Here is a 24,983-nt window from a genome sequence, read left to right as displayed (position 1 = left end):
CGGCGTTGCCGGGTCAAAGGGAAACATGAGACCGCAATCATGAACTTCCACGAGGTAAGATTTCCCGCCAGTCTCAGTTTTGGCTCTATCGGTGGGCCAGAACGGCGCACTGATGTGGTGACGCTGGCCAATGGGTTTGAAGAGCGCAACACGCCCTGGGCGCATTCGCGCCGACGCTATGATGCCGGGCTCGGCCTGCGGTCGCTGGATGACATCGAAGTGCTGATCGCCTTTTTCGAGGCCCGGCGCGGTCAGATGCATGGGTTTCGCTGGAAAGACTGGTCCGACTTCAAATCCGCCCGTGCCACCGCTGATGTCGCATTCGACGATCAGGTGGTTGGAACCGGTGATGGCAGCACGATGACGTTTCAACTGTGCAAAACCTATCGGTCCGGCAGTTTCAGCTATCAACGGCCGATTTCCAAGCCTGTTATTGGGTCTGTGCACATAGGCATTGATCAGGATGAGCTGCGCGCCGATGTGGATTTCACTCTGGACGAAGCATTGGGGCAGGTGACGTTTTCCCATCCCCCAGGGGAAGGCAGAACCATCGTTGCGGGGTTCGAGTTTGACGTGCCGGTGCGGTTTGACACCGACCGCATTCAAACCAGTGTCGCTAGCTTTCAGGCGGGCGATGTACCCAATGTGCCAGTGGTCGAGGTGCGGGTCTGATGGCGGCGCTGTCACCGGCGTTTCGGGCGCATGTGCAAAGCGGGCTAACCACACTGTGCCGGGCTTGGGCGATCACCCGAACCGACGGCGTGGTTTTTGGCTTCACCGATCATGACCAGTCACTGGCTTTTGACGGCTACAGCTTTAAGGCCGGCACCGGTTTGACTGCCTTGGCACTGCAACAGGCCACTGGGCTATCAGTGGACAATACCGAGGCGATAGGCGGCCTTAGCGATGCCTCGGTACGCGAGGCGGATATTGATGCGGGGCGGTTTGATGGGGCCGAGGTGCGCTGCTGGCAGGTGAACTGGGCAGATGTCTCGGTACGCAGGTTGATGTTTCGCGGCACAATTGGCCAGCTGCGTCGCGCCGGTGGTGCCTTTCATGCGGAACTGCGGGGGCTGAGTGATGCGCTGAACCGGCCATTGGGGCGGGTGTACCAGAAACCTTGTACTGCGGTGCTGGGCGATAGTGCCTGCCGCTTTGCCTTGGACACGCCCGGTTACCGAGAAGAGGTCCCGGTGGAACAGGTGGAGCGAGGGCAGGAATTTCGCTGGCAGGATCTGGCGGGGTTTGAGCCGGGCTGGTTTGCCCGTGGTCAGCTAGAGGTGCTGTCAGGGGCCGCCCAAGGGTTGCGCGGTGTGATCAAGCAGGATCGCGATGACGGGGCGAGCCGGGTGATAGAGCTGTGGCAGCCCATAGGGGCCGAGGTCATGCCGGGAGATATGCTGCGTTTGCAGGCGGGCTGTGACAAGCGGATGGAGACCTGTCGCTTGAAGTTCAACAACTTGATCAACAATCAGGGGTTTCCTGACATCCCGGGCGAGGATTGGGTGATGTCGGTGCCCAAGCAGAGCGGTGTCAATACGGGTGGCAGTCGACGATGACCGCGCATGGGAACAGGGTTGTCGCCGCTGCACGTGGCTGGATTGGCACGCCCTATGTGCATCAGGCGGCGTGCAAAGGCGGTGGTTGTGATTGTCTGGGGTTGGTGCGCGGGATCTGGAGTGAGTTGGTTGGGGCGGAACCGGAACAGGTGCCTGCTTATTCGATGGATTGGTCCGAACCGCAGGGCGAGGAACAGCTATGGCAAGCGGCGCTGCGCCATCTGGTGGCAAAACCGCTGGATCAGGCGGCTGTGGGTGATGTGATCCTGTTTCGCATGCGGGATGGTGCGGTGGCCAAGCATCTTGGGGTGCAGTCTTGTGTTGGCATGTTAACGCAGAGGGTCGCGCTTGAACTTGGGGAGGTGCAAAGCGCCTTCCCGGGGGGAAGGTCAGGCGCTGCCCGGCCAGTTGGCCGGGCAAGAACAGCCTCAAAGTTTATCCATGCCTACAGCGGCCATGGGGTGCTCGAAAGCCCGCTGAGCGCGCCTTGGCAACGGCGCATCGTGGCACGGTTCCAATTTCCTGAGGAGACAGCCTGATGGCAACCATTCTTTTGTCAGCAGCAGGCGCTGCACTGGGTGGATCGGTTGGGGGGACCCTTGCCGGGCTGTCCTCGGTTGCAATTGGCCGTGCTGTGGGGGCTACCCTTGGTCGGGTGATCGATGCTCGGCTGCTTGGGGCTGGCTCGGATGCGGTGGAAACCGGCAAGGTCGAGCGGTTTCGTCTGACGGACGCCAGCGAAGGCAGCCCGATCCCGCAGGTCTATGGCCGGATGCGGGTTGGCGGCCAGGTGATCTGGGCCTCGCAGTTCCAAGAGAGCAAGACCGTGAGTGGCGGTGGCGGCAAAGGGGCACCATCCCAGCCGCAGACCACCAGCTATAGCTACTCTGTGTCCTTGGCGATTGCGCTTTGCGAGGGAGAGATAACGGCTGTGCCACGGATCTGGGCGGATGGCGAAGAGCTGGTGCTGTCAGACCTGAACTTTTCTTTGCACCGAGGGACGCCGGATCAAGAGCCGGATCCGGTGATGTCTGCCATTGAAGGCGCCGACCAAGTCTCGGCCTATCGCGGCACTGCCTATGTGGTGTTCGAGAATCTGCCCCTTGCTCCTTATGGCAATCGGGTGCCGCAGTTCTCGTTTGAAGTGATCCGTGCGGAACAACCCGACAGTGCCAGCTATCAGGATGATCTGGGCCAGTTGATCCGTGGTGTGGCGCTGATTCCGGGTAGTGGCGAATATGCATTGGCGACGACCCCAGTGCACTACGACCATGGACCAGGACAGGCGCAGGGTGGCCAACAGTCATGCGCCTACGGGGCAGACAGACTTTCTGGCCTCGATGAATGCGCTTAAGAATGAGTTGCCCGCTTGTGATGCGGCTTCGTTGATTGTGTGCTGGTTTGGCGATGATCTGCGGTGCGGCGAATGTACCCTACGACCCAAGGTCGAACAGACGGATACCGAGGCAGGGAATATGCCCTGGACCGTGTCAGGCCTGACACGCGGTACTGCGCAACCCGTGGCGCAACAGGATGACCGGCCGATTTATGGCGGCACCCCTGCGGACGCCTCGGTGGTTGAGGCGATTCAACATATGCGCGGACAGGGGCGGCGGGTGATGTTCTATCCGTTTATCCTAATGGACCAGCAGGCGAATAACGGCCTGCCCAACCCGTGGAGCGATGCCAGTGACCAGCCTCATCTACCGTGGAGGGGGCGGATCACCCTATCGCAGGCTCCGGGACGTGTTGGCTCGCCCGACGGGACTGCGCTGGCGGATGCCGAGGTCGCTAGTTTCATAGGGACAGTGACAGCCGCAGATTTCACCATTGGCGACGGGACTGTAGGCTATAGCGGACCAGAGGAATGGTCACTGTCGCGGTTTATCCTGCACTATGCAGCGCTATGTGCCGCTGCTGGTGGGGTAGAGGCGTTCTGTATCGGATCGGAACTGCGTGGGTTAACCCAGATCCGTGGTGCTGGTGGCTTTCCCATTGTACAGGCGCTGATTGATCTTGCCGCACAGGCCCGTGCGTTGCTGGGGGCAGAGACCAAGATCAGCTATGCGGCCGATTGGTCAGAGTATTTTGGCTATAATACCCCTGAAGGCGACAGGCTGTTCCACCTTGATCCGTTATGGGCGGATGACAATATCGATTTCATTGGCATTGATAATTACATGCCACTGTCTGACTGGCGCGAGGGTGAGGATCATCTGGACGCCCAAGCAGGTGTGCCCAGTATCTATGACCCGGCCTATCTGGACGGCAACGTACAGGGGGGCGAGGGCTATGACTGGTATTACCACTCGCCCGAGGCCGAGGCGGCACAGATCCGTTCCCCGATAGAAGACACCGCCCATAGTGAGCACTGGATCTGGCGCTATAAGGACCTGCGTAATTGGTGGGGGAATGATCACCATGAACGTATTGGCGGAGTGAGACAGGCGATCGCCACCCCATGGGAGCCGCAGAGTAAACCGATCTGGTTCACCGAGTTGGGCTGTGCGGCTATTGAAAAAGGCACCAATCAGCCCAACAAGTTTCTCGATCCAAAGAGCTCGGAGTCGAAATTACCCAGAGGTTCGAACGGGCTGCGTGATGACCTGATCCAGATCCAATACCTGCGTGCAGTGCTGGGGCACTGGAGGCAGGCCGACAATAACCCCGTGTCGGATGTCTATGGTGCGCCAATGCTGGATATGTCGAACGCCTATGTCTGGGCCTGGGACACGCGCGCCTATCCGGTGTTTCCAAATGCGCTGGATCTGTGGAGTGATGGAGACAACTATACCCGTGGGCATTGGCTGAACGGGAGGGTTGGGCAACGCACCCTAGCCTCGGTTGTGAGTGAGATCTGTGAATGCGCTGGGCTGGGTAGGGATAGCTATGATGTCTCGCAGCTACATGGTGTGGTGCGGGGGTATGCGGTAACGGATGTGAGCGATGCCCGTGCGGCGTTGCAACCCCTGATGCTGCGGCATGGCTTTGATGCGATCGAACGGGACGGCGTGTTGCTGTTCCAATTGCGCAATGGTCAGGGTGCAGTGGATCTGGACCCCACACTGCTGGCAATCAGTAATGACCTGGAGGGGGACAGAGAACAGACACGCGAAAGCGAGGCCGAGCAGGTCGGGCGGGTACGGCTGCGCTTTGTGTTGTCCGGGGGGGATCACGACGTGGTCAGCGAAGAGGCGGTGCTGCCGGATCAGGCCACCCATGCGGTGAGCCAGACCGACCTGCCCATGGCCCTGACCCGCACCGAAGCACGGCAAGTGGTAGAGCGTTGGCTGACTGAAGCGCGCGTGGCGCGGGATACTGTGAAATTTGCCCTACCACCATCGGCCATTGCGCTGGGCGCTGGTGATGTGGTGCGGCTGCCGGATAGTGACGGGGCTTCCAAAGGGGATGGTGCCTTGTACCGGATTGACCAGTTGGAACAGACCGAACTGCAACTGGCCGAGGCGGTGCGGATCGAGCCCGAGGTCTATACCCCGTCAGAACTTGCCGAGGAACTACCGGGCCTCAGTGCCTTTTCCGCGCCTGTACCGGTGCTGCCCCTGTTTATGGATCTGCCGCTGATGCGCGGGGATGAGGTGCCCCATGCGCCACATCTGGCCGTCACCGCTCAGCCCTGGCCGGGAACTGTGGCCCTGTTCGCCTCGGCCTCTGATGACAGCTATGCACTGGATCAGATCATCGCGGCGGGATCGACCATTGGAGTTACTCAAACTCCGTTATTGTCCGCGCCATCAGGGCGTTGGGACATGGGCGACGACCTGCAGATCTCGCTGGTATACGGGAGCCTGCAAAGCCGCGATGCAGAGGCGGTACTGAATGGTGCCAATCTGGTGGCGATCGGCGATGGCAGCAGCGGCAACTGGGAGCTCATGCAGTTTCAGGAGGCAGAGCTGATCGGGCCGGACAGCTATTTGCTACGAACCCGCTTGCGGGGGCAATTGGGTAGTGATGGCTTGATGCCAGCGGTCTGGCCTGCCGGATCATGGCTGGTGCTGTTGGATGGCTCGGCGGTGCAGCCCGACCTGACCCCAGTGCAACGACGCATCACTACCGCATCGGGCCAGCGCGGCGCAGCTATGACGACCCATCTTATGTGCATCTGGTTGAGGCATTTGATGGCAATGGTTTGCGCCCCTATAGCCCCGTCCACCTGAACCAAAGCGGTGCGCTGGGCGAGGATCTGACTGTCAGCTGGATCCGCCGCACCCGGATTGAGGGCAATAGCTGGGATCTGGCCGAGGTGCCTCTGGGAGAAGAAAGCGAAGCCTACCGTATCCGGATTCTGAGAGGGACCACGCTGCTGAGTGAGTATTTCGTAAGCACTCCGACCTGGACCTATACAGCCGGAGCGCAAGTCGCGGATGCGGTGATCGCAGGCGACCAGATCGAAGTCGCTCAGATATCAGCCCGATACGGCGCAGGACTGCCGGGGCGCTTGGTGCTGACGTGATGCGACCGGTCTTACACGGTGATGTGACATCCGTCGCCCGGGCGCTGTTGCTGGTCAAACCCGAAGAACGGCGCGCCATGTGTGCACAAATCTTTGACCAGGCGGATCTGGCCGGGACCTATGTGCAGCAGCATGGCCGCCTACATCGCCTCTATGGCAACGGATCCCTGATGGCCGCAGCAAGGAAGTATCCGTTGGGGGACGAGCCAACCTTTGACAACATCGACTACTGTGGCTGTGTGATGACCGTTCTGGGGGCACTCATGGCGCGCAGCACCTGCACCAACTGAGCCAAAACCTCCCGCCCGTCGCTGGGCATCTAAGTGATGCCTGCTCCCGTTGGGCGTGGCGCTGCACCAAGGTGCAGCGCGGTTGCGCTCTGATGATTTCTTGCGAATCGGGGCTGGGTCAATGATGGCCGGAAGCCACCGCGCATCGCGCGGGCATCGCTCATTGAGGCGGTCGCGACTCGCCTTACCCTTGATATGGCTCCTGAGGGCACATGTGTCCCTCAGGAGCCTCTCAGCAATCTTTAGTCTTTCCTTGCGCCGTGCCGCAGGCACGGCGTGGGTCGCTTTGGGCAAAGCCCAAAGGGAAACCAAAAGCCCGGGCAAATCTATTCCATTCAAGAATGTGATCGATCAAATCTTTGCATTTGGCAAAAAGACACATAGATGCGAAACTTGAGGTGCAAAACAGGACGCAAAGCCATGGTTGAAACACAGCACACCGTAACTGCTCTGGATCCGGTCTGGGATCAGATCACCAGCGAAGCACAGGACGCAGTGGCCACGCAGCCGCTGATGGGCGGGTTGATCCACGCCTGTGTTCTGCATCACAAATCAATCGAGAAAGCGCTGTCGTATCGCATTGCGGCCAAGCTGTGCTCGAATGAAATGTCGATGATGGTGCTGCGCGAAATCGTTGATGATGCGTTTGAGCAATCGCCAGCGATTGTCGAGGCGGCGCGTGCCGACCTGATGGCGATCTATGATCGTGACCCAGCCTGCCACCGGTTGTTGCAGCCGATCCTGTATTTCAAAGGCTATCAGGCGGTTCAGGCGTATCGCGTTGCCCATTGGCTGTGGCAAGAGGGCCAGCAGGATCTGGCTTATTTCATCCAGATGCGCACATCCGAGATTTTTGGCATTGATATCCACCCTGGTGCCAAACTGGGGCAGGGGATCATGATCGACCATGCCCATTCCATCGTGATTGGTGAAACTGCGGTGGTGGGCAACAATGTGTCTATGCTGCACTCGGTTACACTGGGTGGGACTGGCAAAGAAGAGGAAGACCGTCACCCCAAGATCGCCGATGGCGTGCTGATTGGAGCCGGTGCCAAGGTTCTGGGCAATATCAAGGTTGGCCGTTGCAGCCGCATTGCCGCCGGATCGGTGGTGTTGCAAGAGGTGCCGGAATGCACAACCGTGGCTGGCGTGCCTGCCAAGATTGTGGGTGAAGCGGGCTGTGATCAGCCTGCGGTCAACATGGATCAGGTGGTGCCCTGCGGAAACAGAAGCCCAGAGGACTGAAGCCAGCTGTTAGCCGGTGAGGAAGAGGGTCGCATCGTCCAAATCCTTGCAGACTTTCGCCCTCACGCGCTCACCAAACTTGGTGAGCGTATTCTCCTCCCATTCGGCGACCCAGCCGACATCCTGTCCGGTTTCTGGAAGCGGCGGAATCAAAACGAATTTTCGAAGCGGCGAACCTAGGATCGCGGATCGAAACTCATCGCCGCTAACCCATTGATAATCTGCGTCTGAAAGGGCGTTGGGTGAAGTTGAGACGTCGGCGACCCAATGTTCGACTTGGTTGGCATTGACCCAGTCAAGAGCGGCCAAAACCGCGTCTCTTACGCGCGTGCCTTCGTCATATTCGCTGAACCAATTTAGATAAACGGCCGCGAGGGCTGGTCGCCAAGTCACCTCTACCAAGGCTTCGGCCCTGTGAATGATTTTCTCTGCCACATTCTGCGCTCCCTAGGGGTCGTTTCCGTCGGTGTCCGTAGACTAGCAACCAAAGTCACTATCTGCAAAGAGTGCGAACTGGTGGATCCCGCCCCTCCTTTGATCTTGCGTTCTATGATTCTGAGGGGCGAATTGATGCAAGGTTTAAGCGCGATAATCAGTTTTGAACCCGACAATTGGGTGGATTTCTGACGGACGCTTGGATTTGAAAATTCAGGCAGATTTTCTTTGTTTCACCGCGACCAGATATGTTTTTCCCAAGAAGCTGGTGATTGGCGGATCAAAGGCGTGCATCGCGCCTATTCTCAGTGAAAACCGTGCAGGTGGCGCAGTGATACTGGCGTGTGTTTTGCCAGTGCTGCTCTTGTATCCAAGCCGTAGCGGTTTGATATAGAATGGGAAATATTCAGTGCCGCTTGGCACAATCTGCTGAGGACCCGATATGATCTATACAACCAATGGCCGTGGCCGCCTGTATGACAATATTTTGCAGACCGTTGGCGATACGCCGACCATTCGCCTGAACCGGATCGCGCCCAAGGGCGTTGATATCTACGTCAAGTTTGAGGCCTTTAACCCCGGTGGTTCGGTCAAGGACCGTCTGGCGCTGAACATCATCGAGGCGGCCGAGCGTGAGGGGCGGTTGAAACCCGGCCAAACCGTGGTCGAGGCGACCAGCGGCAACACCGGTATTGGTCTGGCCATGGTCTGCGCCGCCAAGGGCTATCCGCTGGTTATCACCATGCACGATGGATTTTCAGTTGAGCGCCGCCAGTTGATGCGGATGCTGGGGGCCAAGGTGGTGCTGACCCGCAAAGAAAACAAGGGGATGGGCATGGTGGTGAAGGCTCAGGAATTGGCAAAGGCCAATGACTGGTTCCTGGCGCATCAGTTTGAAACCAAAGACAACGCCGACATCCACGAGGCCACCACCGCACGCGAGATCCTGGGCGATTTTGACGGTGCCAAACTGGATCAAGTGGTTTTGGGCTATGGCACCGGCGGCACCGCCACCGGCTTGGGTCGGGTGCTGAAACAGGCACGTCCTGATCTGAAGATTGTGCTGAGCGAGCCAGAGAATGCCGCGCTGGTTGCATCTGGCACCGCGCAGGTCCGCAATGATGAGGGCGAGCCGTCTGAAAGCCATCCGTCGTTCACACCACACCCGGTGCAGGGATGGACACCGGACTTTATCCCACTGGTGCTGCAAGAGGCGTTGGATAAGGGATATTTTGACGGGCTGGAGCCTGTAACAGGCCCAGAAAGCATCGCCATGTCACGTCGTCTGGCAGCGGAAGAGGGCATTTTGGCAGGGATTTCCGGTGGGGCATCTGTTGCCGCTGCGCTGAAAGTGGCCGAGAAGGCCCCTGAAGGTTCGGTTATTCTGGCGATGCTGCCAGATACAGGTGAGCGGTATCTGTCGACCCCACTGTTTGATGGCATCGGGGCTGAGATGGACGACGAAGAACTGACCCTGTCACACTCGACACCTGGGTTTAAGTACTGATCCGCGTGCTGCCGCTGGCGTTGCGTCGGCAGTAGGTGCCGCGCAGGTGAGTATTTTTGAAAAGATGAAGGGGGCGGGTGCGCTCCCTTTTTTGCGTTTTGGGTTTGCCAACGATTTTTGGGCGTCTCGGGGGCATCTTTAGGTTCAAGGGTTGAATAGCCAGACATGGGTTATTTTGTCCAGTATGCCTCAACCGCTTTCAAACACTCTTGGTTGAGCCAGCACGATTGTTCGTTCAGATCCAAGGCGGCGAATACCGCAGCTGCCGCAGACACCAGGCTTTCTTCTTTTGAGACGCGAATAAAAACGTCTTTCTGTGACAAAACAAACAAAGCGCCAATATCCGTTGTTACGCCCCCTTGAACTGCTGGGAGCCGAGCCTCAGAGCTTGGACCGAGCTTCTCTCTCAATCCGCGGACCTCTCGGTCAACGCGAGCGGGATCTACACCAAGGTATTCAACACATTGAAGTACCGTGCCATAGTCACCTTGGGCCACATACAACTGTAGCTCAGATGGCTCCCTGCCTTCTTTCGACGGTGAGACATGAGGGTTCAATATGACATCATGATCGGTGTCGAAATGATCAGAGATGAGGGAAATGAAGCTAGTATCAAGTGTTTCAGAGTTAGAGCAAATAGCCGTCTGTGCGCTTGATTGACTGGCCATAAGCATCAGAAAAGCAGGCGCAGCGAGCGTGGTACGCCATGCATCAGAGATACGCTGCAGACGAGGTGAAAAGGTACTAGGACCCATTGTTTGAAAATCCATTTCAGAAGGAAATAATTGGTGGTTGTGACACTCAAGGGCTTTTTAGTCGATTCCATGAATTGTTGTCTCAGGATAGATCGGTCTCAACGTGAGAATTTCGATCCACATCTGCGCTATTAAAACAAAAGCCCCGGTCGTTATGACCGGGGCTTTACAATTTGCATCCAGCGACCCTTAGGCCAGCATGGCAATCGGGTTTTCCAGATTGTCGACAATGGCGTTCAGCAGGTTTGCGCCCACTGCTCCGTCGATGACGCGGTGGTCGACCGACATGGTGACGGACATCACTGTCGCCACTTTCAACTCGCCATCTGCGCCCACAACAGGCTGCTTTTTGCCAGCACCCACGGCCAGGATACCGGCGTGGGGTGGGTTCACGATGGCGTCGAAGTTGTCGATGCCAAACATACCCAGGTTGGAAATCGCAAACGAGCCGCCCTGATATTCATGTGGTGCTAGTTTGCGGTCACGGGCACGGGACGCCATGTCTTTCATCTGAGTCGAGAGCGAGGACAGCGACTTGCTGTCTGCGTCTTCCAGAACCGGGGTGAACAAGCCACCTTCGATGGCGACGGCAACCGCCACATCAGATGCTTTCATCTGCAACACACGATCACCAGCCCAGACAGCATTGGCCTCGGGGACCTGTTGCAGGGCGATGGCGACGGCCTTGATGATGAAATCGTTGACCGAGAGTTTCACGCCACGGGTTTCCAACTGTGCGTTCAGCTGAGCGCGGAACGAGAGCAGGGCATCCAGTTGGATGTCACGACGCAGGTAGAAGTGCGGGATGGTCTGCTTGGCTTCGGACAGGCGTGCGGCGATGACCTTGCGCATACCGTCGAGGCTGACCTCGTCGTAGTCGCGGCCTTCGTACATCTTGGCAACCATGTCGGCCGATGGGCCTGTTGGTGCAGCGACAGCAGCAGGTGCAGCAGCTGGGGCGGCTGGTTTGGGTGCAGCCACAGCGTTTTCTACATCTGCCTTAACGATGCGACCTCGGGGGCCAGACCCTTGCAGCGTTGCCAGATCCAGACCTTTGTCAGCCGCGATACGGCGGGCTAGCGGTGATGCGAAAACCCGAGTGCCATCTGCTGCTGCCGGTGCCGCCGGGGCGGGTGCTGCAGGTGCAGGAGAGGGCGCCGGTGCGGGCCCCGGCTCTGCTGGGGTAGCTGCTGCGGTTGGGGCCGCAGGGGCGGCGAGTGCTGACGTGATGTCGTCGGCGCTTTCGCCATCTTCCAGCAACACGGCAATCGCAGTGTTCACCGCAACACCTTCGGTGCCTTCTGCAATCAGGATCTTGCCAACGACACCTTCGTCCACGGCTTCGAATTCCATGGTGGCTTTGTCGGTTTCGATCTCGGCGATCAGGTCACCGGACGAAATGGTGTCGCCTTCCTTGACCAGCCATTTGGCCAGGGTGCCTTCCTCCATGGTGGGGGACAGGGCGGGCATGAGAATTTCAGTTGGCATAGCTCTGTCTCCTTACCGGTAGGTCACTTGTTTCACGGCAGCAATCACCTCTTCGGTGGTGATCAGCGCGTGTTTTTCAAGGTTGGCGGCGTATGGCATGGGCACGTCCTTGCCGGTGCAGGTGATCACTGGGGCGTCCAGATAGTCAAACGCCTGCTGCATTACTTCGGAGGCGATGTAGGAGCCGACAGAGCCTTGTGGCCAGCCTTCTTCGACAGTGACCAGACGGTTGGTCTTCATCACCGATTTGATCACGGTTGGCAGATCCATCGGGCGCAGGGTGCGCAGGTCGATGACTTCAGCGGAAATACCGTCTTCGGCCAGCTTGTCAGCGGCTTCCAACGCGTATTGCATACCGATGCCGAAGGAAACGATGGTCACATCTGTGCCTTCGCGCCAGATGCGGGCCTTGCCAAATGGAACTGTGTAGTCATCCAGCTTTGGCACGTCGAATGCGCGACCATAGAGGATTTCGTTTTCCAGGAAGATCACTGGGTTGGGGTCGCGGATGGCGGTTTTCAGCAGGCCTTTGGCATCGGATGCTGAATAGGGCATCACCACCTTTAGGCCGGGGATCTGCATGTACCAGGCGGCAAAGTCCTGCGAGTGCTGGGCACCTACACGCGCGGCTGCACCGTTGGCACCGCGAAACACCATGGGTGCGCCCATCTGGCCGCCGGACATATACAGTGTCTTTGCTGCCGAGTTGATGATCTGGTCAATCGCCTGCATGGCGAAGTTGAAGGTCATGAACTCGACAATTGGCTTTAGTCCACCAAAGGATGCACCCACGGCGATGCCGGTGAAACCATGTTCGGTGATTGGCGTGTCGATCACCCGTTTGGAACCGAATTCGTCCAGCAGGCCTTGGGAGATTTTGTAAGCGCCCTGATATTCGGCGACTTCTTCGCCCATCAGGTAGACGTCTTCGTCACTGCGCATCTCTTCGGCCATGGCGTCGCGCAGGGCTTCGCGAACGGTGGTTGAAACCAGTTCGGTGCCTTCGGGCCAGTCCGGGGTCACGTCAGCAGCGGGGGCTGCTGGTGTGGCGGCGGGGGCTGCAACTGGGGCAGGGGCCTCCACTGCGGCTGGGGCTGCAGGTGCGGCGGCTGGGGTTGCGTCCAAGGCTTCACCCTCTTCGACCAGAATGGCGATAGCGGTGTTGACCTTAACGGCTTCGGTGCCTTCGGCGATCAGGATCTTGCCGATGATACCTTCGTCAACCGCTTCGAACTCCATCGTGGCCTTGTCGGTTTCGATCTCGGCCATCACGTCGCCCGAGTTCACAGTGTCGCCTTCCTTGACCAACCATTTGGCCAGGGTGCCTTCTTCCATGGTGGGAGACAGGGCGGGCATAAGAATTTCAGTTGCCATGTTATATGTTCCCCTTAGGCGTAGATGTCGGTCCAGAGCTCTTCGAGCGCTGGTTCCGGGCTGTTGCGGGCGAAATCTGCGGAGTCGTTGACGACAGCCTTGATTTCCTTGTCGATCGCCTTGAGGTCTTCCTCGGTGGCGTATTTGTTCTCGATCAGCATAGCGCGGATCTGTTCAATCGGATCGCGTTCTTCGCGCATTTTCTGCACTTCTTCGCGGGTGCGATATTTGGCCGGATCCGACATCGAGTGACCACGGTAGCGGTAGGTTTTGACCTCGAGGATGTAGGGGCCTTTGCCAGAGCGGCAGTGGGCGACAGCGCGTTCGCCGGCTTCCTTCACGGCCAGAACGCTCATCCCGTCGACAGCTTCGCCGGGGATGCCAAAGGCTTCGCCACGTGTGTAGATGTCAGGGGTTTTAGAGGAGCGTTGTTGCGAGGTGCCCATGGCGTATTGGTTGTTCTCAATAACAAAGATCACCGGCAAGTCCCATAGGGCGGCCATGTTGAAAGTCTCGTAGACCTGACCCTGGTTAGAGGCGCCGTCACCGAAGTAGGTGAAAGTGACACGACCGTTGCCTTTGTATTTGTCGGCAAAGGCAAGACCAGCGCCGATTGGTACCTGGGCGCCAACGATGCCGTGGCCGCCGTAGAAATGCTTCTCTTTCGAGAACATGTGCATGGAGCCGCCCTTACCCTTAGACAGGCCGCCCTCGCGTCCGGTGAGCTCGGCCATGACGCCGCCAGCATCCATGCCGCAGGCCAGCATGTGGCCGTGGTCACGGTATGAGGTCAGGCGCTTATCGCCTTCCTCGGCTGCGGCCTCTAGGCCAACAACAACGGCTTCTTGGCCGATGTACAGGTGACAGAACCCACCGATCAGGCCCATGCCGTAGAGTTGTCCGGCTTTTTCTTCGAATCGACGGATCAGAAGCATCGAGCGGTAATGCTCGGTGAGCTCCTCGGCAGAAACATTTGTTTTATTAACGCTTTTTCTCGCAGCCATGGTGGCGAACTCCCCCTGAAGGCTAGATAGTTTAGTGTTAAACTATCTAATAGAGGATTTTCCCTCTGGATGCGAGTATTATTGTTGCGCGTACAAAAATCGAGGGGACTTGGCGATGCTTTTAAAGGCGGATCGTTGGGCAGCACCTGTGGCTATCGCATAGAAAAAGAGCCTCCCTGCAGAAAGGCTCTCTAAGATAGTTCTGGTAGGAAGGGTTAGGCTTTCTTTTTACGACGCAGAAAGGCGAACCCGCCCAGACTGGCAAATAGAAGAAGACCAGAGGCAGGAAGGGGCACTGGAGCAATTGTGTCGTATGAGATTGTGCCTTGGAGCAGGTTGACGGGACCGCAACAGTTAACAGCGGAGCTGAAATCGAACGACAGGCTCAAGAAACCGTCAGCAATAAGGGCTGCCATATCGGAATTGGTGATTGTTGCACTTCCTGTCTCGGTTGAGTAGGAGCCAACGTCGCCAGTGAAGTCAAACGGGTCGTTGCCAGTGTTGTTATCAAACACGCGGCCAAGAGAAAAACCGTCTAGGGTAATGTCAATGTATTCGTAGTTCGAATTTAAGTCGCCTTTTACAGTGAAATTAATCGTTGCATCGCCAACAATGCCTGTTGGGGCCGTCAGATTGTCAAAGGAAATCAAAGCGCCGGAAGCGGTTGAGCTGGTTGGTCCGAACGAAATGACTGCGGCGTTTGCTGCGGTTGATGCTGTTAGCAGTGCGGCCGCTGTGAGTAGTCGTAGCATGTAAAGTCCTTTTGATGGTCAATACTATCTTGAAGAACTATGGTAACTATTCATTCATATAGTAACCGAATGAGGGCCCAAAATAGTAACGATACGTTTTTATCCAAATTTTGCTTTTTAACTTGTTATTAACGACACTCGATTCTGTAAAGAAGAATCATGGTTAACGTGCAGCGATCAGAACGGTTTCCCGATGAGGTGAACGCTAAAGGGCCATTTTGGCTGAAGCAGCAGCTTGATCTGAGTTCAGAGCAAGTCGGTCAGGTTTTGTCATATTTTGGGGGGGGAGACCTAGCGGATGACGATTTCGTCAGCGCGTAGCACACCTAGAACCGAGCGGGCCTGTTCGTCAAGCAGGTCCAGATCGAGGAAATCGTCGGACAACCGATGCGTGAGGTTTTCCATCTGAGCGATTTCAAGATTGAGCCGGGAGAGATCGCGGTTTAAGGTCTCTGCCTCTGCCGCGATCTCGACCCTACGAAATAACCCGTAATCCCCTTGAACTGCGGCAAAAGTGAAGTATGCGCTGAGCGCAAACGCCACGGCAAAGAAGGATAGTGAACCAAGAGTGGGTCTGTGGTTGCGGGTCAATTGGGAGTGCCTGTATGTACTGCTCAAGTTTATTTAGCGCCGGTTGATCCAGCGTCTGTCATAGTTATGACACAAGCGAATCGGCTTGTGAATCCCCTTTGAGTCCAATGTTATAAGTTTTTTTTGCCGTCGAGAGATTGGTATGGGTTTGAAAGGGTGGCTCTGCGGGCCACAGCCTCTGGCCGGGACAAGTAGGGCCATATGAAGCGAGGTAGAAGAAATGTTGTTGTGATGACTTGTAGTACCGGTTTAGCGCCAAATACACGCGTCCCAAAGGCTTGTTTGGGACGCGACTAGCCACTGATTGCACTGGTTGATTTGGCTTGGTGTCGTGGCGCTTGTTAACGAGTTAACGCCGCAACACCTGGTAGGGTTTTTCCTTCCATCCACTCTAGGAAGGCTCCGCCGGCGGTTGAAATGTAGGTGAAGTCAGCGGCTGCATTGGCCTGATTGAGCGCAGAAACTGTATCACCGCCGCCAGCAACTGAAGTCAGGCTGCCTGCCTTGGTCAGCTCGGCGGCCTTTTGGGCGGCAGCGTTTGTTGCGGCGTCGAAGGGGGCGATTTCAAAGGCGCCCATGGGGCCGTTCCAGATTAGGGTTTTGGAGGTCGCCAGGACTTCGGATACCGCTGCGACGGTGGCGGGGCCTGCGTCCAGGATCATCGCATCTGCCGGGCAGGCATTAGCGGCGACGGTTTCATTATCGGCACCGGCCTTGAATTCACGCGCCACCACAACGTCGCTGGGCAGTAGGATCTGGCAACCGGTGGTGTTGGCTTTGGCCATGATCTGCAGTGCGGTTTCGGTCATGTCGTGTTCGCAAAGCGATTTGCCGACGTCGATGCCCTGCGCGGCCAAGAATGTATTTGCCATGCCGCCGCCAATCACCAAGTGATCAACTTTTTCGACTAGGTTGCCGAGCAGTTCCAGTTTTGATGACACCTTGGCGCCGCCGACAACAGCCGTTACTGGGCGTTTGGGTTGACCCAGGGCGCCTTCGAGGGCGGAAAGCTCGGCCTGCATCAGGCGGCCAGCGCAGGCGGGCAACAATTGAGCCAGGGCCTCGGTTGAGGCATGGGCGCGGTGGGCGGCGGAGAAGGCGTCGTTGCAGTAGATGTCGCCCAGTTGGGCCATTTCAGCGGCCAAGGCGGCGTCGTTCTTTTCTTCGCCGGGGTGGAAGCGGGTGTTTTCCAGCAAGAGGACTTGACCGGGCTGCAGGGCTGCAACGGCGGCTTCGGCGGCGGGGCCGCGGCAGTCGGCGCAGAAGGATACAGGGGCGCTGAAGGCGGTTTCCAGTGCGCTTTGCAGGGGGCGTAGAGACATTTCGGGGACCACTTTGCCCTTGGGTCGGCCAAAATGCGCCAACAGGATTGGGGTGCCGCCCTGGGCCAGAATGTCGGCGACAGTGGGCACAACGCGGCGGATGCGGGTGTCGTCGGTGACCTGTCCGTTTTCCATTGGCACGTTAATATCAACGCGCAGCAATACCTTTTTGCCTGCCAGTTCCATATCGTCCAGCGTGTTCCAGCCCATGTCCGTCTCCTTGGAAAACCTATGTCCGTTGGAAGTTTGTTTCGGGGCTTTTGGCTGTAAGGTCAATGCTCTCTTGGCAATTGGGGGCGGGGGGACTAATTATCAGCGCAATCAGTTAAGTCAGGAGAGCCAAATGGCCGAGATCAAAGATCCAGAAAACACCGTCATCATCGAGCTGTCGGGCGGCAATGTCGTCATCGAGCTGCTGCCGGATGTTGCCCCGCAGCATTGTGAGCGCATGAAGGAACTGGCGCGTGGTGGTGAGTATGACAATGTCTGCTTTCACCGTGTGATCGATGGTTTCATGGCGCAAACTGGCGATGTGGCCAATGGTGACATGGAAGACGGTTTCAATCTGCGCAGCGCAGGCACTGGTGGGTCAGACCTGCCAAACGTACCGGCCGAGTTTTCCAAGCTGCCGCACGACCGTGGCACTATTGGCGCCGCTCGTTCAGCCAGCCCTGACAGTGCCAACTCGCAGTTCTTCATCAACTTTAGCGACAACCACTTTCTGAATGGCCAGTACACTGTTTACGGTCGGGTCATCGAAGGTATGGACCATGTTGACGCCATTACCCGTGGCGAGCCACCTGCGGAGCCGGATCGTATGATTTCGGTCAAGGTGGCAGCAGATGCTTAAGTTAGCAGCAGCCTTTGCCTTGATGGCTAGCCCTGCGCTGGCGTCAGGCATCGAGATCACCATTGCGGGTGAAGGCGCCAACGGTACGGTTGCTATTGACCTGTTTGAGGATGTCGCGCCTAAGCATGTGGCGCAGATCACCGCGCTGGCGGCTGAAGGCAAATATGACGGGGTGGTGTTCCACCGCGTGATTGAAGGCTTTATGGCGCAGACCGGCGACGTGCAGTATGGTCTGGAAGGCATGAACATGAACCGGGCTGGAACCGGTGGATCTGATCTGGGCAATATCGACGCCGAGTTTTCGGATGTGCCGTTTGATGCTGGCGTTGTGGGAATGGCGCGTAGCCAGAACCCCAACAGTGCCAACTCGCAGTTCTTTATCATGTTTGATGCTGGGCACTTCCTGAACGGACAGTACACCGTTGTGGGTAAAGTCACCGAAGGCATGGATGTGGTGAATGCCATCAAACTGGGTCAGGGCGGCAATGGCGCTGTCATTGGTGCGCCGGACGTTATGAAAACGGTAACAGTAACCGAGTAAAAGGTAGGTCTTCCTGGGGGAAGAACTGCAGCTAAAGTGTGAGCAGTCGGCGTTTGGTCGGCTGCTCACACTTATTTTGGGTGTATGTGATCCCGAAACAGCGCATTCTAGTCCTATGATTGGGGGTGCGGGATGCGGATCAGGTCCTTAATACTTGTAGTGCTGTTGGGATTGGCTGGACTGGCGAGTGCAGAGCCAAGGCAGTGGCAGCGCGAGTGGTCGCAAACCGATTTTTCCAAAACCAGTGTTGAGGATTGGGGGGAGATCCTGTCGGGTGGGCCGCCCAAGGATGGGATACCAGCGCTGAGTGATCCCCAGTTTATTCGGGCAAATAAAGAAACCCGCATTGCTGCGCGAGAGCCGGTGATCACGCTGGAGGTTGCTGGACAGCTGCCGCGTGCCTATCCGCTGCGGTATTTGACCTGGCATGAGATCGTCAACGACAACATTGGCGGGGTTCCGGTGGCGGTGACATTTTGCCCGCTGTGCAATTCAGGCATCACCTTTGATCGGCGCACGTCAGCCGGGGTGTTGACGTTTGGGGTGTCAGGTAAGCTGCGCAACTCGGATATGGTGATGTATGATCGCGAGACCGAGAGCTGGTGGCAGCAGGCGCTGGGGCAGGGCATTGTAGGTGAGCTAACGGGCGTCAAGCTGAAATCATTGCCCAGTTGGATGGAGAGTTGGCAGGAGTTTAGCGAGCGTAATCCGGATGGGCTGGTGATGGCGGAACCTGCGTATAATCGTGCCTATGGGCGCAATCCGTATCGGGGGTACGACAGTTCAGCACGCCCATTTCTGTACAATGGAGAAATGCCACCGCATGGCATTTCGCCGCTGGCGCGGGTGGTGCGGGTCGGCGATCGGGCCTGGCCGTTGCAAAGGCTGGCGAAACTGGGTGAGGTCCGTGAGGGCGGCGTGGTGATTAGCTGGCAAGCTGGGCAGGCCTCGGCACTGGATACCAGCAAGATTGGCGCGGGGCGTGATGTTGGATCAATCCGGGTGCGCGACGGGCAGGGGCGTGATCTGGCGCATGACGTGATGTTTGCCTTTGCCTATCACGCGTTTTGGCCGGATGGACGTTGGATGTTGGGCGGTGGCTGAGACGCTTGTGGCCGTCTCAGCCGTGACAATCGTGGATCAAGACTTGGCCGGTGTTCCCATGCCTAGATCTGGTTCCTTGTTGCGCTTGGCGACTGGCCATTTTGCAAACATGACGAGGTTGCCAAGCATGGTCAGGGTGATGCCAATAACCGCGGTCAGGTGCCACTCATAGCCTTCGAACAGGGTCGACATCAGCAATGCGACAACTGGGAACAGGACGGTTGCATAGGCGGCACGATCAGATCCGATGCGCGCGACCAGCATAAGATATGCGGTAAATCCGACGACAGAGCCAATCACCGCCAGATAGATCAATGCGCCAAGGTACGTCGTGCTGGTTGGCAGGGTGATCGGAGTGCCAGTGAACTGGATGATCGCCAATAGAACCAGAGCTCCGATGCCCATGCCCCAGGCGTTGGCGGTTACTGGCGTCACACCTTCGGCGCTGTTCTTGCGGGACACCATATTGCCAAGCGAAAACAGCATTGTACCAGCAGTTGCCCAGCCGATGCCCTGCAAGACCTGCGGGTCGATGTCGACCGCAAGATCGTTCCAGAACAACAGAACCAGCCCTGTGACACCAATCGCGGCGGCGAGTACCGCACGTGGCTTTACCCGGTCGCCAAAGAACAGTCTGGCGTTGACGGCGTTGAACAGGGTTGCCAGCGAGAAGATGACCGACACAAGGCCCGAGGGCATCAGCATGGTGGCCTTGTAAAAGAATAGGAAGTTGAAGCTGAACAGACACAGCGCTTGCAGTACGACAAACCGCCACTGGCGGGGGAATGTAAGACGACCCAGAAGGGCCAGACCAGCCAGAAAGACAACTGCGGCGAGGGCAAAGCGGTAGAAGACCGAAACGACAACGTCGACTGGCCCGACTTGCCAGGCGATGGCGATCCAGGTGGTGCCCCAGATCAGGACAGTGGCAATGAAAAGTGTAACGTTGAGCATGATAGTGGCCCCTTTCGCGGGCTGGGATAGACCGAAATGGGGCGGGTGTTCTTGCACGATCTTGCGGTAAAGTTTAGCGGCTGTGGTGACATCGCGTGGTGCCGCGCCTAGGTAGGTGGCAAGAGGGATCGATCATGAAACAGCGCGTAGATGATTTTTTGTCCGCCTCCGCCAATGCTCAGCGTGTTGCTGGCCTGGACTTGGGTGGTGGGCGACAGATTGCGATCTGGCAAAACAGCCGGGACGAAGTGCGCTATGACATGACCAAGGGGCATGCCTTTAGTTTCTATTTGAAGGGCGGGCAGGGGTCGCGGCGTGTGGATGGCAAAGTGCGCTCTGGTTGGCCCGGTGCGCTGTGTGTTTTACCCGAAGGTCATTCGTCGGAGTGGCAGATCACCGCGCCGTTTCAGTTTGTGCATCTGTATGTGCCGGATGATGCATTGCGAGGGGCGTATGCACAGACCCATGACCGAGATGCCCGGTTGCTGGATATGAGCGAGCGGACATTCGCCACATCTGAACGCATGGGACGGGCCTTGCAGGTTTTGGCAGGTGCAGCGCTGACCGAGGATGTGCTGGCAGCGGATGCTGGCTATGCAGAGCTGGTAGCTGGTCTGCCAGAGACGAACGCCGGGTTGTCCGGAGGTTTGTCGGCCCGTGTTTTGCGGAATGTGGATGAATGGATCGACACGCATTTGGCGGATGAAATTCGGTTGAAGGACTTGGCATCGCTTGCAGGGTTATCCGAGTTTCATTTTCACCGCATGTTCCGCCAGTCACGTGGAATGCCACCGCATCGCTGGGTTATGCTGTGGCGGGTCATGCGGGCCAAGGTCCTGTTGCCCATCATGCCTGCGGCACAGGTGGCAGCCGAATGTGGCTTTGCCAGCCAAAGCCACCTGTCCCGAAGTTTCAAGGCTCAGATGGGGTTAACGCCCGGGCAGTATCGTCGTGAGATTGCTTCAAATTAAAAAACGCCGCCGGATTGATCCGGCGGCGTTTATGATTGAGAGGATCAGATAGACTGATCCGAAAGTTGATTAGCCTTTGGCTTTTGCAACGGCAGCGGCGGTTGCCGCAGACGGCGCTGGTGCCGGTGTGGCAGCGGCCTTGGGCGCTGGGGCAGTGCGGCCAGGGTTCAATGGATCGTCCTGACGCTGAACAGAGCCTTCAAAATGGGCGCCGCTTTCAATAGCGATGGTCTTGTGGATGATGTCGCCTTCGACGCGTGCAGAGGCTGTCAGGCGGACCTTCAGGCCACGAACGCGACCTACGATGCGGCCGTTGATTACGACGTCATCAGCGGTGACTTCACCCTTGATGGTCGCAGATTCGCCAATGGTCAGCAGGTGAGCGCGGATGTCGCCCTCAACAGTGCCTTCAACCTGAATGTCACCGGTTGTTTTCATGTTACCTGTAACATGAAGGTCCGAGGACAGAACAGATGCCGGTGGTTTGGCCTTGGGTGCGCTGGCCCGGAAGTCGCTTTTTGCGGGAGCAGCAGGGGCACTAGCCGAAGCCGGAACCGCAGGTGTTGGAGTTGTTTCGGGGCTATTAGCGCCGGGTTCGTTGATTTTGCTTTTAGAAAACATTGCGTGCAGCCTTGATATAGATCATCGGGTTAACTGGGTTACCATTGACCCTTACCTCGTAGTGGAGGTGGGTCCCGGTGGACCGTCCGGTGTTACCCATATCACTGATATGATCCCCGCGCGAGACCCTTTGGCCTACGCGAACGCGGATGTTAGAGTTATGGGCGTATCGAGTTTCAATGCCAAAGGCATGTTTGATTGTGACCAGCTTGCCGTAGCCGGATTGCCAGCCCGCGTGGGAGACTACTCCATCAGCGGTTGCAAAGATATCGGTGCCGGTGCGGCCAGCAAAGTCCGACCCTTTGTGCAGGCGGCGGCCGCCGGTTTTCGGGTCGCGGCGATAGCCGTACCCAGAGGTTTGCCGCACCACACCAAGATTAACCGGGGTGGCAAACGGCGCCTGTTGGGCGGCAATGCGATATAGGTTCAGCTGGTCCATCTGATTAAGCAACAGATTGGCGCGAGCTTCATCCGCGGTTGGTTCTTCACCGCGGGTGGACAGGGAAAAAGGGTCAAGCGGACCGCCTTGGCCGCTGTATCCGCGTCGCACCTGTTCAAGGATACGATCTGTGGGCATTCCGGCAGAGCGGAACATTTTGTCGAGCGGTTCGACCGAGATTGCCATGGCTTCTTCCAACTGGCGGAAAATCTGGTCGTTGCGGTCGTCCATCAGTCGGATTTCCAGCTCGAGCGCGTCGCGGGCATCCAATGCGGCCTGGGCGTCAGTCAGGATCTGATCGCGTTCTAACGCAGTTTCAGCCAGAACCGTGGCCACAAAATCCATTTGGACAGGTGATGATGACTCGGGTGCTTGTTCCTGGGCCCCCGCATGCAGGTGGCTCAGTTGTTCGCGTGCAGCCTCGCGGTCCTTCATGGTTTCTCGCAGAGTGTTCTGGATCACTTCGATGCCGGTTTCCAGCTCGTGGCGGCGGGTTTCAGACGCCAGAATTTCAGATTGCATCACCGAAATTTGAGTCAGGGCTGCATTGAAGCGGTCCTGAGCGGCCAGAGCCTCAACCGCGCGGGAATCACGTTCAATGGATAGGGCGTTCAACCGTTCCCGGTAAGTTTCCTGATCGCGCTTGGCCTGTTCGCGAAAGTTGCCTGATCCGATACTGTCCATCAGGACAATGGCGGTGGCGACGATGCCCCAGGCGACGATGACGCAGGTGCCTGCGACGGCAATCAACTGCGTTTCAGGTCGCAGCCGAATAAAGCGTGTATCGGTGTCGGATTTCAGGAAAACGCGGCGCTCGGGAAAGCACCGCTCCAGAAAGCTGTGAATTTTAATAGCCAGACGTGTGCGCACGCGCTGATCCTTGTCCCATCCCATTCTAAAGGGGCCGCTGCCTAGTGGTATCGGTCCCTCGGACGTAAGGAATAGCCAGCCGCAAGGGATTGGGCAAGCCTATTGACCATTTGCGACGGTAAGGTGGGGGAAACCGGAGGGCATGGGCGACAACCCGCCGATCATTCGAACTGGCATCCTCAGAGACAACTAGTCGACTGGTTACCTCGGCGTAGGGTCAATCGGGTCTTCTGTTAGGGGCCAGTAAAAATCAGGCGGTATCCCGGCATCTGCGCGTTTTTCTTCGTTAAATGGCGGTCGCAGTGTGCTGTGGAAATAGCGTCGGACCAATTCGTGAAAGACCTCTTTTGGGTCGACGTTTTCCCGGCCACATAAAAAATGGAACCACTTGCTGCCATAGGTAACGTGGCTGACTTCCTCGGCATAGATGATGTTCATAGCATCAACAATTTGCGGCAACTTGGCCCGGCGGAAGACCTCGATCATGCCGGGGGTCACGTCCAACCCGCGCGCCTCTAGCACCATGGGGACGACAGCCAATCGTCCCATCAGATCTTGGGCGGTGTCCTCGGCTGCGCGCCACATTCCGCTGTGGGCGGGTAGCGCCCCGTAGTGGCTGCCCAATGAATCTAGGCAATCGCAGATCAGGTTGAAGTGTTTGGACTCTTCGTCGGCTGCTTTGACCCAATCGTCAAAGAACCCCATTGGCATAGGTACATGAGAGAAACGCGCAATGATATCCCAGTGGAGATCCACAGCGTTGAGCTCAATATGGGCGACGGCGTGAAGCAGGGCAATGCGGCCCTCGGGGGTGCCTGGCTTACGCTTTGGGACATCACGTGGAGAGAGCAATTCGGGGTGTTCGGGGCGGGCCGGGTGCATTGGCGGCGTGGCGGTGCCGATTTCGATTGCGGCGTGGGTTCCGGAACGGGAGGCCATCCAGTCTGCGGCATGGCGGCGGGACAGGGCGGCTTTTTCAGCGCCGTTGGCAGTGTTCAGAACCTGAGTTGCACGTTCTGCAAGAGAAAGATTGGGCTGGGTCATGTCAGATGTCCGTTCATTGAAGGGACCGCTTGCCCTGAATGTAGGTAATAGTCCAGATCTAGGCACCGCGTGGTTTGAAGCTCGATCTCAATTCTAGCGGCTGGCGCGCCGCGCGTTAGCGCGGCGCCCGGCCCAACGGGAGCAGGCTTTTTGAAAAAGCCTCGCGACGGGCGGGAGCTCCCGCGGCCGCAGGATCAGCGGGGCTGACCCTTGGCGGACTTGGGCGTGGCGCCGTGCTGGCGCACGGCGCAGTAGGGAACGATCAAAGCGCCTGAGTGGCTGCGAGGACTTCCTCGACGTGGCCGTCGACCTTGACCTTGCGCCAAATTTTGGCAATGCGACCTTCGGCATCAATTAAGAAAGTCGAACGTTCGATGCCCCAGTGTTTCTTGCCGTATAGCGTCTTTTCTTTCCAGGTTCCGTAGTCTTCGCAGGTGGTGCCGCCTGCGTCAGAAAGAAGAGGTGTGGTCAGCTCATGCTTGGCGATGAAATTGTCGTGTTTTTTAAGGCTGTCACGCGAGATTCCGTAGACGAGCGCACCTGCATCAGCGAAAGCCTGCAACTGATTGGAAAATCCGATGGATTCCTTGGTGCAGCCCGGCGTATTATCGCGGGGATAGAAAAACAATACGATGGCCTTGCCCCGCAGGTCTGACAGGGAAATGTCACCGCCGTCTTGTGCAAGGGGCAGTGTAAAGTCTGGGGCCGGGTCAGAAGGGTTGAGCATAAGAAACGTCTCCATAGAATTCTATGGGATCTGGCAGCCACAAATGGGTGGTGTCAAGCGAAGGAAAAG

At 57.6% G+C, this 24,983-nt stretch carries 23 protein-coding genes and 1 pseudogene; 11 read left to right on the top strand and 13 right to left on the bottom strand.

What is annotated here, in order from left to right; translation table 11 throughout:
• Positions 1 to 39 precede the first annotated feature (39 nt).
• The 6 genes and pseudogenes from DL239_RS11560 (at position 40) to cysE (ending at position 7,565) form a co-directional block, all read left to right on the top strand.
• Entirely contained in the window at positions 40 to 672 is a 633-nt protein-coding gene (locus tag DL239_RS11560) for a DUF2460 domain-containing protein (protein WP_167684258.1), read from the top strand.
• Complete coding sequence (locus DL239_RS11555) at positions 672 to 1,559, top strand: phage/gene transfer agent baseplate hub protein (protein ID WP_167684257.1); 888 nt, start codon at positions 672 to 674, stop codon at positions 1,557 to 1,559. The genes DL239_RS11560 and DL239_RS11555 overlap by 1 nt, the downstream gene beginning before the upstream one ends.
• Entirely contained in the window at positions 1,556 to 2,098 is a 543-nt protein-coding gene (locus DL239_RS11550; RefSeq protein WP_167684256.1) for a C40 family peptidase, read from the top strand. Before DL239_RS11555 ends, DL239_RS11550 begins: the two co-directional genes overlap by 4 nt.
• Positions 2,098 to 6,030: pseudogene (locus tag DL239_RS11545) on the top strand (baseplate multidomain protein megatron). Before DL239_RS11550 ends, DL239_RS11545 begins: the two are co-directional and overlap by 1 nt.
• Positions 6,030 to 6,320 carry a DUF7742 family protein gene (locus tag DL239_RS11540; protein ID WP_167684255.1) on the top strand — a complete coding sequence of 97 codons (291 nt, stop codon included), beginning with the start codon at positions 6,030 to 6,032 and terminating at the stop codon, positions 6,318 to 6,320. The pseudogene DL239_RS11545 and the gene DL239_RS11540 overlap by 1 nt, the downstream one beginning before the upstream one ends.
• 420 nt (positions 6,321 to 6,740) lie before the next feature.
• Complete coding sequence (gene cysE, locus DL239_RS11535; protein ID WP_167684254.1) at positions 6,741 to 7,565, top strand: serine O-acetyltransferase; 825 nt, start codon at positions 6,741 to 6,743, stop codon at positions 7,563 to 7,565.
• A gap of 9 nt (positions 7,566 to 7,574) precedes the next feature.
• On the opposite strand, the gene DL239_RS11530 is transcribed toward cysE, so the two are convergent.
• Positions 7,575 to 8,000 carry a hypothetical protein gene (locus DL239_RS11530; RefSeq protein WP_167684253.1) on the bottom strand — a complete coding sequence of 142 codons (426 nt, stop codon included), beginning with the start codon at positions 7,998 to 8,000 and terminating at the stop codon, positions 7,575 to 7,577.
• Between the two features lie 442 nt (positions 8,001 to 8,442).
• Here DL239_RS11530 and cysK point away from each other — a divergent pair, with 442 nt between their 5' ends.
• A complete protein-coding gene (cysK, locus tag DL239_RS11525; RefSeq protein ID WP_167684252.1) occupies positions 8,443 to 9,507 on the top strand; it encodes a cysteine synthase A in 1,065 nt (354 codons plus the stop codon).
• Between the two features lie 170 nt (positions 9,508 to 9,677).
• Here the strand turns inward: cysK and DL239_RS11520 are convergent, their stop codons facing one another.
• From DL239_RS11520 to DL239_RS11490, 7 genes are all read right to left on the bottom strand, one after another.
• Entirely contained in the window at positions 9,678 to 10,277 is a 600-nt protein-coding gene (locus tag DL239_RS11520) for a hypothetical protein (RefSeq protein WP_167684251.1), read from the bottom strand.
• Between the two features lie 174 nt (positions 10,278 to 10,451).
• Positions 10,452 to 11,750 (bottom strand): pyruvate dehydrogenase complex dihydrolipoamide acetyltransferase, encoded by a 1,299-nt coding sequence (locus tag DL239_RS11515; protein ID WP_167684250.1) that lies wholly within the window; start codon positions 11,748 to 11,750, stop codon positions 10,452 to 10,454.
• Between the two features lie 12 nt (positions 11,751 to 11,762).
• Positions 11,763 to 13,124, bottom strand: coding sequence for a pyruvate dehydrogenase complex E1 component subunit beta (locus DL239_RS11510; protein WP_167684249.1), 1,362 nt, complete (start codon positions 13,122 to 13,124; stop codon positions 11,763 to 11,765).
• 14 nt (positions 13,125 to 13,138) lie between these two features.
• Positions 13,139 to 14,128: a pyruvate dehydrogenase (acetyl-transferring) E1 component subunit alpha gene (pdhA, locus tag DL239_RS11505; protein ID WP_167684248.1), complete on the bottom strand. Its 990-nt coding sequence runs from the start codon at positions 14,126 to 14,128 to the stop codon at positions 13,139 to 13,141.
• 215 nt (positions 14,129 to 14,343) lie between these two features.
• A complete protein-coding gene (locus DL239_RS11500) occupies positions 14,344 to 14,880 on the bottom strand; it encodes a VPLPA-CTERM sorting domain-containing protein (protein ID WP_167684247.1) in 537 nt (178 codons plus the stop codon).
• Between the two features lie 291 nt (positions 14,881 to 15,171).
• The gene (locus tag DL239_RS11495; protein ID WP_167684246.1) at positions 15,172 to 15,471 is read right to left on the bottom strand and encodes an FtsB family cell division protein; all 300 of its coding nucleotides are present in this window, start codon (positions 15,469 to 15,471) and stop codon (positions 15,172 to 15,174) included.
• A gap of 341 nt (positions 15,472 to 15,812) precedes the next feature.
• Positions 15,813 to 17,003, bottom strand: a complete 1,191-nt coding sequence (locus tag DL239_RS11490) for a phosphoglycerate kinase (protein WP_167684245.1) — start codon at positions 17,001 to 17,003, stop codon at positions 15,813 to 15,815.
• A gap of 133 nt (positions 17,004 to 17,136) precedes the next feature.
• On the opposite strand from DL239_RS11490, the gene DL239_RS11485 reads away from it, so the two are divergent.
• The 3 genes from DL239_RS11485 to DL239_RS11475 all read left to right on the top strand — a co-directional run bounded on the left by DL239_RS11485 (position 17,137) and on the right by DL239_RS11475 (position 19,288).
• Positions 17,137 to 17,643, top strand: a complete 507-nt coding sequence (locus DL239_RS11485; protein ID WP_167684244.1) for a peptidylprolyl isomerase — start codon at positions 17,137 to 17,139, stop codon at positions 17,641 to 17,643.
• Complete coding sequence (locus DL239_RS11480; protein WP_167684243.1) at positions 17,636 to 18,184, top strand: peptidylprolyl isomerase; 549 nt, start codon at positions 17,636 to 17,638, stop codon at positions 18,182 to 18,184. Before DL239_RS11485 ends, DL239_RS11480 begins: the two co-directional genes overlap by 8 nt.
• 132 nt (positions 18,185 to 18,316) lie before the next feature.
• Complete coding sequence (locus tag DL239_RS11475) at positions 18,317 to 19,288, top strand: DUF3179 domain-containing protein (RefSeq protein WP_167684242.1); 972 nt, start codon at positions 18,317 to 18,319, stop codon at positions 19,286 to 19,288.
• A 36-nt stretch (positions 19,289 to 19,324) separates the two neighbouring features.
• Here DL239_RS11475 and DL239_RS11470 read toward each other — a convergent pair whose 3' ends face one another.
• Positions 19,325 to 20,242: a DMT family transporter gene (locus DL239_RS11470; protein ID WP_167684241.1), complete on the bottom strand. Its 918-nt coding sequence runs from the start codon at positions 20,240 to 20,242 to the stop codon at positions 19,325 to 19,327.
• A 134-nt stretch (positions 20,243 to 20,376) separates the two neighbouring features.
• Between DL239_RS11470 and DL239_RS11465 the strand changes: the two genes are divergently transcribed.
• Positions 20,377 to 21,213 carry a helix-turn-helix transcriptional regulator gene (locus DL239_RS11465; protein WP_167684240.1) on the top strand — a complete coding sequence of 279 codons (837 nt, stop codon included), beginning with the start codon at positions 20,377 to 20,379 and terminating at the stop codon, positions 21,211 to 21,213.
• A gap of 69 nt (positions 21,214 to 21,282) precedes the next feature.
• Here DL239_RS11465 and DL239_RS11460 read toward each other — a convergent pair whose 3' ends face one another.
• The 4 genes from DL239_RS11460 to DL239_RS11445 all read right to left on the bottom strand — a co-directional run bounded on the left by DL239_RS11460 (position 21,283) and on the right by DL239_RS11445 (position 24,914).
• Positions 21,283 to 21,834, bottom strand: coding sequence for a bactofilin family protein (locus DL239_RS11460; RefSeq protein ID WP_167684239.1), 552 nt, complete (start codon positions 21,832 to 21,834; stop codon positions 21,283 to 21,285).
• Positions 21,824 to 23,143 carry a DUF5930 domain-containing protein gene (locus tag DL239_RS11455; RefSeq protein ID WP_167684238.1) on the bottom strand — a complete coding sequence of 440 codons (1,320 nt, stop codon included), beginning with the start codon at positions 23,141 to 23,143 and terminating at the stop codon, positions 21,824 to 21,826. The genes DL239_RS11460 and DL239_RS11455 overlap by 11 nt, the downstream gene beginning before the upstream one ends.
• A gap of 201 nt (positions 23,144 to 23,344) precedes the next feature.
• Positions 23,345 to 24,187 (bottom strand): ferritin-like domain-containing protein, encoded by an 843-nt coding sequence (locus DL239_RS11450; RefSeq protein WP_167684237.1) that lies wholly within the window; start codon positions 24,185 to 24,187, stop codon positions 23,345 to 23,347.
• A 262-nt stretch (positions 24,188 to 24,449) separates the two neighbouring features.
• A complete protein-coding gene (locus tag DL239_RS11445; RefSeq protein WP_167684236.1) occupies positions 24,450 to 24,914 on the bottom strand; it encodes a peroxiredoxin in 465 nt (154 codons plus the stop codon).
• Between the last annotated feature and the right edge of the window lie 69 nt (positions 24,915 to 24,983).

It is taken from the genome of Parasedimentitalea denitrificans, assembly GCF_011813015.1.
GTDB classification, from domain to species: domain Bacteria; phylum Pseudomonadota; class Alphaproteobacteria; order Rhodobacterales; family Rhodobacteraceae; genus Parasedimentitalea; species Parasedimentitalea denitrificans.
The sequence above is the reverse complement of the archived record's forward strand: the minus strand, read 5'-3'. Positions and strand labels throughout refer to the sequence as shown.